The sequence below is a fragment of the Hymenobacter sp. GOD-10R genome, assembly GCF_035609205.1.
GTDB lineage: Bacteria > Bacteroidota > Bacteroidia > Cytophagales > Hymenobacteraceae > Hymenobacter.
Window position 1 is genome coordinate 3,943,297 of the sequence record NZ_CP141184.1, and the last position, 11,709, is coordinate 3,955,005.

Consider the following 11,709-nt stretch of genomic DNA (forward strand, 5'->3'; position numbering starts at 1 on the left):
TCCTTGAGAGCGGCTCGTTTTTCTTTACCTAGTCGCTCCTGGTTCATGCAACCCGATGCGACACCTTGCTACTCTTCGTCTTCCCACCTAAGCCCACCCTACCCATCCATCTAATCTACAGAACCCATAAGAATCAGCGCTTTTGGACTATCCTCTCCTAAAACTTGCGGCCATTGATATTGGCTCAAATGCAGTACGGTGCCAAATTTCGGCAGTACTCCACTACGGCGACCGATACCGCCTCAAGCGCGTAGAGTACGTGCGCTTCCCCATGCGATTGGGGGAAGATGTATTTGCCACGGGCGAAATTTCCCCGGCTAAAGCCGATAAGTTCGTCAAGTTTCTTCATGCGCTCAAGCTACTGATGGAAGTGCACGAGGTGGCTCATTACCTCATTTGTGCTACTTCGGCCATGCGCATGTCGACAAATGCGGCGGCCATCGTCGAACGTGTGCAGCATGAGCTAGGGATGACCATTCAGGTAATCGATGGTCAGGCAGAAGCAGCCTACATCAACCGTGTTATTGAGTACTTGCTGGAAGACAAAAAGCACTACCTGCATATCGACGTAGGTGGCGGTAGCACGGAATTTAACATTTACCACGACCGGCGCAAAGTAGCTTCGCAGTCATTTGAGGTAGGATCTATTCGGCGCATGCAGCAGGAAGAAGGCGTTAAATCCGATGATTCCTTGAATGAGAAATGGCTGCGTATGGAGGAGTGGGTGAAGGAAAATGCGCGTCGCTACCACGTTACGCAAGCTATTGGCACTGGCGGCAATATCAATAAGATCTACAGCATTGCTCAACCTAGCTTAGATCAACCCGTTTCCCGTCGCCGTATTGCTAGTGTGCTTCAGCAGCTAGGCAAAATGACCATGGATGAGCGCGTGAACGTGGCCATGCTCAACCCAGACCGCGCCGACGTTATTGTACCCGCCGGCCAGATCTATTTGTCGGCCATGGAGTGGGCCAATATCAATACCATGCAGGTGCCAGATATTGGTCTTAAAGATGGTATGCTGCAAGCGCTTTTCGAAGATCATTTCGAGGAAATACGCCCGGCCAGCGACCACTCCGGTCGTAAGCCCATCACACAAGTACAGGCACGCGCCCGTGAGATAGAGTAGTCGCTACTCATCACAGCTTCGTACGAACAGCAACAGAAAGGACCTAGGTGCTGAGCACCTAGGTCCTTTCTGTTGCTGCTTAGCTATCTAGGCTTCTTTGCCTATTCCGATAATGGTTTACCTAGGTAAGTATCTGGGCGTATCGCTTCGTCCAATTCTCCTTCTCCGATGGCAACAGAATGCGCGTATTCCGCGTCCTCTGGTATCACGTCTTCGCACGCCAGCTCTGCAGCCAACGTCGCTTCGTTGGCAGCTTGTTCGGTATTGAGATCATCAGCCAGCTGATTGCGGATAGCTTGTTGCAAGAGCAAGTGCAGCAAGCCTTCAGGTGTCGCGGCAGCCATGCGCTCTTCATCACGACGGTAGAAGTCCCGGTGCACGTTCACAGTAGGCTCGTCTGGCCGTGGACGCACGTGCACGTAAGCTCCGTCTTCGCGCATCAGGTACGCGTTCTGATTATCCTGCAGGTTGAGCATCAAGATGCTGATTGCTTCCCGCTTGAGCTGCGGGTTCACAATCAGGAACAAGGCTTCAATACGTCGGTCAAAAGAACGCACCATTACATCAGCTGAGCCGGCGTACACTTTGGGGGCGCCAGCCTGGTGGAAGTAGAACAAACGAGCGTGCTCTAGGTAGTCGCCTACAATGCTGCGCACCTCAATATTCTCACTCAACCCCGGCCGGCCTGGGCGCAAACAGCAGATGCCACGCACCACAAACCGGATAGGCACCCCAGCTTTGGAAGCTCGGTATAGTTCATCGATCGTCTCTTTGTCTTCCAAAGAGTTCATCTTCATCACGATACCACTCGGCAAGCCCTTCTTCGCGTTCTTCATCTCTTCGCGAATTAGATGGATGAGTTGCTGACGCATGTCTTTGGGCGCCGTGATGAGGTACTCGTAATCGTCGGGTTGCGAATGGCCGGTAATTACGTTGAAGAACTCAGACACGTCGTGGCCATACACGTCGTTGGTCGTCAGCAAGCTCACATCAGTGTAGAGGCGCGAGGTCTGCTCGTTGTAGTTACCGGTGCCGATGTGCACGTAACGCGTTACCTTCTCCCCTTCCTTACGGATGATTTGGAGCATCTTGGTGTGCGTCTTGTACTTACCAACCCCATAGATAACGAAACAGCCGGCTTTTTCCAGTTTAGCGCCTTCGCGGATGTTACGTTCTTCGTCGAACCTAGCTTTTACCTCAAACAACACGGATACGTGTTTACCGTTCTCAGCAGCCTTTAGCAACGCTGCTGTTACGCGCGAGTCATCTGCTAAGCGGTAAATGGTCTGCTTGATGCCGAGCACGTGCGGGTCTTCGGCCGCCAGCTCTAGCAGGCGCACCACCGGCTCGATGCTGTTGTAGGGGTGATGCAACAGAATATCGTGGTGCTTGAGGTAGTCAAAAAGGTTTTCTTCGGCGCCTTCAGGCAAGCTCAAAGGCGGAACCGGTGAGGGCATTTTGGCTGCCTTGCCACGGAAGTTTGGGTGCCGCACAATTTGCAGCAGGCCCTTCATGTCAATCATTGAATTGATAACGAACACATTGCCGTTATCAATCCGCCACCGCTCTTTTAACACGTCCATCAGCACTGGCGAGGCGTCTTTCTCTACTTCCAGCCGCACTACGCGCCCCTTTTTGCGTGTCTTCAGCCCAACTTGGATTTCTTTGATGAAGTCCATGTCGATATCGTCAGATTCTTCTAAGGTGAAGTCGCCGTTACGAGTGATGCGGAACAGGTTAGCGGAGGCAATTTCTACGTTGCGGAACAGCTTCGGCAAGTTGGCGCGCACGATCTCTTCAATCGGCACGAAAATCACCTTGTCTTTGCGCGTCAGCTCAAAGAAGCGCGACAGGTTCTGCGGAATCTGCACGAAAGTCAGACGCTCATGTCCTTTGCCAATCTCTGGTTCGGCCTGCGTATGAGTCACCACGCCGAAGATGAGCATCTGGTTCATCATCAGCGGGAAACCATGGTACGAGTCGAATACCATAGGCGTGAGCAGCGGGAAGATGGTATTCTTGAAGTAGCCGTCGGCCTTCTTCATTTCTACTTCCGTCAGCTCATCCATTCGCAAGATGTTGAAGCCGTTCTTCTCAAACAGCGGCTTCAACTCATTCAAATAGGTAATGGATTGATCGTTGACGAAGCGGTGGGCAAAATCCAGCAGCTTGCGCCGAAACGGCAGCTCGCGCAGTCCGGAATAGTCGACGCGCTCTTTGCCATAATCTAGGTAATTGTATAGGGAACCCAACCGGATCATGAAGAACTCGTCCAGGTTGGAAGAAGTAATACTCAAAAAACGCAATCGGTCGAACAACGTGCGCGACTGATCTTTGGCTTGATCGAGCACACGGTAGTTGAAGCGCAGCCAGCTTAGGTCACGGCTGATGTACTTGCTTTTGCGGATGAGGTCGGCAGATTTAAAGAGTTTCATAGTTAAGCAAAGGAAGAATAATATACGCAGGTAAGCAGCTTGGCGGTGCAATTCTTAATTAAGAAATAATAGCGGTAGCTTCAATTTCAACTAACAACCTAGGATCGATTAGCGCTTTCACTTCAATCATGGAAGAAGCCGGGCGGATAGCCCCAAATACTTCTCCGTGTGCCCGGCCTACAGCTTCCCACTGCGTTATATCGGTAACGTAAATGCGCGTGCGAACCACATGTTCGAAGGAAGCGCCTGCTTCTTGCAGCGCTGCGCCTATTTTCTCCAGTACCCGCTGCGTCTGGGCGTAAGCATCTGCGCCCGCGATGATGTCACCATCTTGAGCCGTTGTACCCGCTACTTCTACCACGCTCCCTACGCGTACAGCGCGTGAATAGCCTACAATCGGCTCCCAAGGGGCGCCGGAAGAAATAAGTTGTCGCATTCTGTTGCAGAGTAATGAATAAAAAAGCCCGCTTTAGGAGCGGGCTTTTTCTAATTCAACAGCGGTTACACGTCCAGTTTGGCGTACTTGGCGTTGCGTTCGATGAAGTCGCGCCGCGGGGCTACTTCGTCGCCCATGAGCATGGAGAACAGGTGGTCGGCCTCGGCCGCCGATTCTACCGTCACTTGCTTCAGCGAGCGAGTGTCAGGCTGCATGGTCGTCGTCCAGAGCTGCTCGGCGTTCATCTCCCCTAGCCCTTTGTAACGCTGCACGTTTACGGTTTCGGGTTTGCCACGGCCTAGCTCTTCCTGCGCTTCTTGGCGCTCTTGCTCGGTCCAGCAGTAGCGCTCCTCTTTACCACGCTTCACCAAGTAAAGTGGCGGCAGCGCGATGTAGATGTAGCCCCGGTCAACTAGCGTACGCATGTAGCGGAAGAAGAACGTAAGAATCAGCGTCCGAATGTGCGAACCGTCGATGTCAGCATCGGTCATGATGATGACTTTGTGGTAGCGCAGCTTGTCGGTGTTCAGTCCCTTGGGGTCGGCTTCGGCACCAGTCTCCGCGTTGGCAGGCGTACCGAACGACACGCCGAGCGCGGTAATCATGTTCTTGATTTCCTCGTTCTCGTAGATGCGGTGTTCCTGGGCTTTTTCTACGTTCAAGATCTTACCCCGCAAGGGCAGAATAGCCTGGAACGCACGGTTGCGCCCTTGCTTAGCGGTACCACCAGCCGAGTCACCTTCCACCAAGTACAGTTCGCATATCTCGGGGTTCGACTCCGAACAGTCGGCTAGCTTACCGGGCAAGCTGTTGGAGCCTAGCACGGTTTTGCGCTGCACCATTTCGCGGGCTTTGCGGGCAGCAATCCGGGCACGAGCGGCCAAGATTACTTTTTCCACGATTGTGCGCGCTTCCTTGGGGTTTTCCTCCAAGTACTGGTTCAGGATTTCACCCACGGCTTGGTTCACCGCGCCACTCACGTCGGAGTTACCTAGCTTGGTTTTGGTCTGGCCTTCAAACTGCGGCTCCTGCACCTTCACCGAAATAACAGCCGTGAGGCCTTCACGGAAGTCGTCGCCTTGAATTTCGACCTTGGCTTTCTCCAGCATGCCCGACTTATCGGCGTAGGCCTTCAACGTACGCGTCAGGGCCGAACGGAACCCGGCTACGTGCGTGCCACCTTCGATGGTGTTGATGTTGTTGACGTAGCTGTAAATGTGCTCTTGGTACGAGTCATTGTACTGCAAGGCTACCTCTACGGGCGTGCCGCCTTTTTCCGTAACAACGTGGATAGGCTTAGGCATCAGCACGGCTCGGCCGCTGTCGAGGTAGTTTACAAACTCGCTCAAACCACCTTCCGAGAAGAACTCCTCATAGAGGAACTTATCTTCAGCGTCTTTTTCGCGGCGGTCGGTCAGCGTGATCCGGATGCCTTTGTTCAGGTACGATAGCTCGCGCAGACGCGTGGCAATGGTTTCGTACTTGTAAACGCTTTCCGTAAAGATGGAATCATCGGGCAGAAAGTCTACCTGCGTGCCATGCTCGTCGGTATCCCCAATTTCCTTCACAGGGTACTGGGGATGACCAATCTTATACTCCTGCTCGTACATGTGGCCATTGCGGCGCACTGTCACTTTCAGGTCTTTGCTCAGCGCGTTCACGCAGCTCACACCTACGCCGTGCAAACCACCGGAGACTTTGTAAGAGTCCTTGTCAAATTTACCACCGGCGTGCAGTACGGTCATTACCACTTCCAGGGCCGAGCGGCCTTCTTTCTGGTGGAAGTCAACGGGAATGCCACGGCCATTGTCGCGGACGGTAACAGAGTTGTTTTCATTAATGGTGACCTGGATCAAGTCACAGTGACCAGCCAAGGCTTCATCGATGGAGTTGTCGACTACTTCCCACACCAAGTGATGCAGACCTTTGATGCCAATATCACCGATGTACATGGCCGGACGCTTGCGTACGGCCTCTAGCCCCTCTAGTACCTGGATACTATCAGCTGAGTACTCGTCGGGGGCTTTTATTTCTTTCGTTTCGCTCATGTGTTGCCTGTAAATTCAGCGCAAAGGTTAGTATGCAAAGATACCGATTTTATTCGATTTTTGCCAGGATTTGCGGGTTTTAGCACCACTTCTTACCCGAAAAATCCTGAAAAAAGAAGCCACAAAAAAGCCTTCCCCGCTGGGAGGAAGGCTTTCTGCAAATGCGACTAAAAGCGCATTACTTGACAACTAACTTTTGCTGTGCTACTCCACCTTCGGCGCTCACGCGCAGGGTATAAACACCCGCCGCTTGCTGGGCGAGGTCGAGTGTTACGGTAGGGTTGGCAGCTTCTACGGCGCGAGTATATACTACTCGGCCCATGGCATCAAACACATGTACTTGCGCAGCCTTGGTCAAGCCCGAACCTAACTTCAGCGTAAACTGTCCCCCTGTGCTCGGGTTAGGATATACGCTTAACCCGCTTTGCAAGGCTACATCGTGGCTGTTGCCGAGTACGGTGGAGTTTAGCTTATACACCCCTAGACCCGCCACGTTATTGATGTCGAGGGCACCTGACCAGGCCACTGTTGGGCTTACAACATCGAGGGAAATATGGTCACGAGTAGATTCCAGGGACGTCCAGGTCAGTCCACCGTTCCGGCTGTAGGAGGAGCCGTAATCGTCGGCAAAGCCAACAGACAGGATTTCGTTCGTGCCGGGTACGCCGCTTACTTCTCCGTGCAAGGTACCCGTGAACGTAGTAGGCGTCCAGGTAACGCCTCCGTTGGTAGTGCGGGACATGGTGTGCGCACTACCTCCAAATTCACCCGTCACCATGATACCATTCAGGGCACTTGTGAAAGCTAGGTCTCCGTTGGTGTTCAGGCCGCTATTACTTACTCCCCACGTTTGACCTTTGTTGGAAGAATAATAAACCCGTCCGTTAGTGGTAGCGAACCAGCAGCTGTTACCTATGCTCGCGAAATTCTTTACGATGCCTGTTTCGCCGGCCTGCGCGGCGGGTACATTCGCAGTGGGCACCCGCGTCCAGGTCGTGCCGGCATCGGCGGTGGTGTAAATCTCGAACGCCGTGCCCGTGGGTGGATCGCCCACGCAAATGCCTTCGGTAGCGGAGAAAAAGCTGACAAAATTGGGGAAGCTACTAGGGCCAGCGAACTGCGTGGCTGAGGTTTGCGCTGTCCAAGTAGTGCCCCCGTTTACCGTTTTCAGAATGCGTCCTGTGGTACCAGTAGTTACACAAACGACAGCCGTAGTAGCGTTGATACCCGCAATACCCGTAATGGTTTCGGCGCTAGTCAGGTTACTGATGGCACCTGTGGTCCAGGAGGTTCCGCCGTTACTGGTCCGTCCGTACTGGTTGGCGGTGCCCTCAATCAGGTCGTTACTGCTTACCCAAACTACGTTGGCGTCAACGGCGTCTATGTTATAGGCGGCCTGATAGACATCTGGGAAAGTAAATGGCTGGAGCACCCACTGGGCTTGGGCTGCAAAGCTGCTCAATACGAAGCCAGCTACAAGAAGTAAAGGTTTTTTCATGATGATTGGTAAGGTAGAGGATGAAGATCTGTTAACTAAGTGATGATTAAATATAACCGTCAGTTTGACTATTCAATCATTATCAATGAATTATGCAATATTTTGCACCTTTTTAACGTTAACAAGTCAACTGGCTAGCGTGACTAAATCATCTATTCAGCTTTCCGAAGAATTGCTACTTTCCTCTACTGCTCCGCCAAACAAGCATCATTAGCAAGCTGACTATTTCACTTCTAAATCGTCTTTGGATGGAAGCGTGGGGAAAGGCGCGTGCGGCTCCGTTTGGTACCAATACGCCACTGAGGCTACATCGTCCTGCAAGGGCAAGTAGCGCCCATTGTAGCGCCAGCCTAGCGCCTGAATCGTCACGCGTAGATCCTGCGTGAAACGAATAGGATCAGGGATGTGCCAGCGGTACATCCCAAAACGTTGCTGCGCGCGGTACAGCCCATCAGGGCGAATCACTTGGTGCAGGCCGGCATAGGGCGTAGAATACTCCTGGTATTGATGCGTCTTCTTGTTTTCGAAGTTGTAAGAGCCTAGAAAATAATCTTCTGTGCCGGTGCCATTGATCGTTGGAAACTGATTATCGCCATCTAGGAAGAACTTAATTTCGCCTTCGCCCCACCAGTCGTTGCTGTTCACGCCCCACGCTAGGTAGGTGCCCACGTACTGCCCGCGTCCTTTTACGCCATCCAGAATAGTATAGGGAACCTTGTAAGCAGTTGGGTTCTGGCGCCGAAACTGCGCATGAAAATACGCCGCATCGGAGGGCACTTCCGTCAGGGTATAATCGACTTGGTAGTACAAGAACATTTCCTTCTCGTCGATATTTTCTAAGGTGATGCGGCACTTCTTCCGGAAGGGCATCAGCCAGTAGCAGTTGAAAGCGCTACCTGGGTTCACGGTTACTGGAATGGAATTTAGCATCGCCGTTTCGCCCCAGCCCTGCCCAAAAAAATCGCCCACCGGTACTTCAACCGAGGGCGTTTTTTCATCGTCCCAATACATGCGCAGAATGGCAAAGCGCCACAAACCGGTCGGAGTCAACCAAATATGCTGAATGGCGCCTGCCCCATCTATTTCAGCTACTACGGCCGTTTGCCCCGGTTTGATAATGATGCTTGGGCTCACTTTCCAACCTAGGCCTAGGTCGCGGGAGGCATTCTGGCCGGTACCGGTAGTGGCGCGTCCACCTTGCCCCTTTGCCCCGGTGAAGTTCTCGGGACTGATAGAGCGAGTCTTTGCGTCAGAAAGTCGGTAGAGGTTGCCTAGGTCAGAACCTAGGCCGTTGAAGGTATTTTTCTGCGCCAGAACGGGTACTGTACCTAGCAGCACACAACACAGAACCATCACAGTAATGCGCTTCATATTGGAGTCGGGGCTTTGGGTGGGGAGATGGATTGGGAGGTCAGTCAAAATGCGCAAGCCTTTGCGTAATACAAAGCAATTCCGGCTTAATTCGGTATGAACTGATTGGCAATCAATGACTAGAACAGCTACTTCTTAGATATCAACCCACAAAAAAGGGCGCGCTAACGTATCGCTAGCGCGCCCTTTTTTGTGGGTTGATACCTAGGTCACACGGCTGATGCGGTGTGGTTTGGGTGCCGGGTATTTTATCTGCTACCGTTGGCTTTTGCAGAGGCAGCCGTGGTTTGTAAGCGAAGCGTGGCACTTTTCAAGCCTTTGCCTGCTACGTTCACCTCCACCTGGCCGGCTTTCTCTTGCGTTTGCACTACAGCCACCAACTCGCCGTGGAAGGCATGCATGTGGGGCAAGTGAAACAGTTCAAGGCTGGTAGCATCTCCATTGCCAATAGCCCGGAAGCTGCCCTCTCCTTTCACACTGACTTGCAGCTCGTTGGTAGCATCAGGGCAAAGATTCCCCTGGGCATCTTCCACGCGTGCCGTCACGAAAGCTAGGTCTTGGCCATCAGCGGCCAAGTTGGTCCGGTCGGTCACGAGCTTGATATGGTCCGGCTTGCCTGCCGTTTTGACTTCCTCCTCTCCTACTACTTTGCCTTGCGCGTCGTAGGCTACCACTTTGATCGTGCCGGGCTCATACTTCACGTCGTTCCACATCAAGCGGTAACGTGACTGCGGCTTGTCGGAGGGTGCTTTGGTCTGCTTGCCCTGGCTCTTGCCATTCACGAACAGTTCGGCGGAGGGAGCATTTGTGTAGCAAAACACGGGAGTAGGCTGTCCTTCGCGACCCGGCCACGTCCAATGCGGCAACAAATGCACAGTGGGCTGCTGCGTGTTCCACTTAGCCCGGTACAAATAATACCGATCTTTAGGTAATCCAGCTAAGTCCAGGATACCAAAGTAAGAGCTGTGTGAGGGCCATACCTCATCGTAGGGCGTGGGCTCACCTAGGTAGTCGAAGCCCGTCCAGACAAATTCGCCAATGACGAAACCTAGGTCATCTTGCTTTATAAATTCTTCGTCGGGTGTCTGCGACCACACGCACGCCTCTAGATCATAGGAAGACGACTGATTATCAGGATACTTCTTCTGCTTGGCAGGTACTACCGGAAACTTATACACGCCGCGCGAGCTCACCGTAGAGGCCGTTTCGGTACCTAGAATGAAGCCTTGCGGCAGCTTATCGTTTGCCGCCTCGTAGCGCATAGGCTTGTAGTTGAACCCCGCAATGTCGAGCACCGAAGCAAAGTTCTTATTGATGGCGTCGTCAATGCGGTCCATGCCAGCCGTGACGGGGCGCGTGGGGTCCTCTCGGTGCACAATATCTTGCAGGCGCTTCGCAATTTTGCCACCGCCAGGGGCGCTCTGATCGGGCACTTCGTTGCCAATACTCCACATAATTACGCTCGGGTGGTTCCGGTCGCGGTGCACCATGTTCACCAGGTCTTTCTCCGACCATTCGTCGAAGTACAGGTGGTAGCCGTTCTTTACTTTCGGCGTTTTCCACTCATCGAAAGACTCCACCATCAGCATAAAGCCCATCTCGTCGCAGAGTTGCACCAACTCTGGTGCTGGCATATTGTGCGAAGTGCGAATGGCATCACAACCCATGTCTTTCAGCAAGGCCAATTGCCGGCGCAAGGCTGCCGTGTTGATGGCCGTGCCTAGCATACCTAGGTCGTGGTGGTTGCACACGCCTTTAAACTTGCGAGGCTGCCCATTCAGAGAGAAGCCTTTGCCCGCTTCAAACTTGAAGGAGCGGACGCCAAACTGGGTGCTGTACTCATCCTTCAGCGCATCGCCGGCGTAAAGTTTGGAAGATGCCGTATAAAGCGTTGGGGTTTCCGGCGACCATAGTTTAGGCGTAGGTACCACCAGGTTCTGCTCGAAAGCGAGCTTATCAGTCGCAGCTAGCGGGGTCGAAGTTTTCGCCACGACTTGCCCAGCAGCGTCACGGATTTCAGTTTCTAGCCGGAGCGGTTGAAAAGCCTTATTGGGCGTTTCAACCTGCGTAATCAGCTTTACCTTGGCAAAGTCGGCGTTTATTTCAGGTGTCGTTAGGTAAGTGCCCCACACCGGGATATGCACATCATCCGTCACAATCAGGTGCACGTTTCGGTAGAGGCCAGCGCCCGGGTACCAGCGCGACGCTTCCGACTTATTTTGCAGTCGCACGGCTAGGGTATTTTCGCCGTTTGCCTGCAAATAGGGCGTAATGTCGAAGGAAAACGAGTTGTACCCATATGGCCAACTGCCCACTTCCTTGCCGTTTACGAACACGTGCGCATCACTCATGGCGCCATCAAAGAGCAACACAGCCCGCTTTCCGGGTGCAAACTGAGGCACCGTAAAACGGCGTCGATACCAGCCCGTACCGATAAACGGCAAGCCACCGGTGCGGCCTGTTTTCACAGATGCTTTCTGCTCCTGGTTCTGCTCAATTTTTACTTCTTGTTGGTCATTGTTGCCGCTAAAGGGTCCGTAGATAGCCCAATCGTGGGGGACGCTCACGGTCTGCCACTTGGCATCCTTAAAGGTTGGATCAGCAGCGCCGGCGATGTCGCCTTTCGTAAACTTCCAATTTTTGTCGAGTAAGTATTCGCGGCGAGTTTGGGCCGCTGCCGGATCGGCAAGTGAAAGCAGTCCAGCAAACAAGAAAGCCCCAGAGGCAAAACGTAGCATAAGCAGTGTGAGAAAAGGGAATACCCGACCTCAGGCCGGGAAAAGAACGTTGTG

The 11,709-nt window shown here is 53.0% G+C and carries 7 protein-coding genes; 1 reads left to right on the top strand and 6 read right to left on the bottom strand.

Going from position 1 to position 11,709, the window contains the following annotated elements:
* Positions 1-142 precede the first annotated feature (142 nt).
* Positions 143-1,129 carry a phosphatase gene (locus SD425_RS15735; protein WP_324670897.1) on the top strand — a complete coding sequence of 329 codons (987 nt, stop codon included), beginning with the start codon at positions 143-145 and terminating at the stop codon, positions 1,127-1,129.
* 101 nt (positions 1,130-1,230) lie between these two features.
* Here SD425_RS15735 and ppk1 read toward each other — a convergent pair whose 3' ends face one another.
* From ppk1 to galB, 6 genes are all read right to left on the bottom strand, one after another.
* On the bottom strand, positions 1,231-3,564 hold the full coding sequence (gene ppk1, locus SD425_RS15740; protein ID WP_324670898.1) for a polyphosphate kinase 1: 2,334 nt from the start codon (positions 3,562-3,564) through the stop codon (positions 1,231-1,233).
* Positions 3,565-3,622: 58 nt separating this feature from the next.
* Positions 3,623-4,000, bottom strand: coding sequence for a RidA family protein (locus tag SD425_RS15745; RefSeq protein WP_324670899.1), 378 nt, complete (start codon positions 3,998-4,000; stop codon positions 3,623-3,625).
* A gap of 65 nt (positions 4,001-4,065) precedes the next feature.
* Positions 4,066-6,048, bottom strand: coding sequence for a DNA topoisomerase (ATP-hydrolyzing) subunit B (gene gyrB / locus SD425_RS15750; RefSeq protein ID WP_324670900.1), 1,983 nt, complete (start codon positions 6,046-6,048; stop codon positions 4,066-4,068).
* Between the two features lie 178 nt (positions 6,049-6,226).
* Positions 6,227-7,546, bottom strand: coding sequence for a T9SS type A sorting domain-containing protein (locus SD425_RS15755; RefSeq protein ID WP_324670901.1), 1,320 nt, complete (start codon positions 7,544-7,546; stop codon positions 6,227-6,229).
* 222 nt (positions 7,547-7,768) lie between these two features.
* On the bottom strand, positions 7,769-8,917 hold the full coding sequence (locus SD425_RS15760; protein WP_324670902.1) for a glycoside hydrolase family 172 protein: 1,149 nt from the start codon (positions 8,915-8,917) through the stop codon (positions 7,769-7,771).
* Between the two features lie 248 nt (positions 8,918-9,165).
* Positions 9,166-11,655 carry a beta-galactosidase GalB gene (gene galB, locus SD425_RS15765; protein WP_324670903.1) on the bottom strand — a complete coding sequence of 830 codons (2,490 nt, stop codon included), beginning with the start codon at positions 11,653-11,655 and terminating at the stop codon, positions 9,166-9,168.
* Between the last annotated feature and the right edge of the window lie 54 nt (positions 11,656-11,709).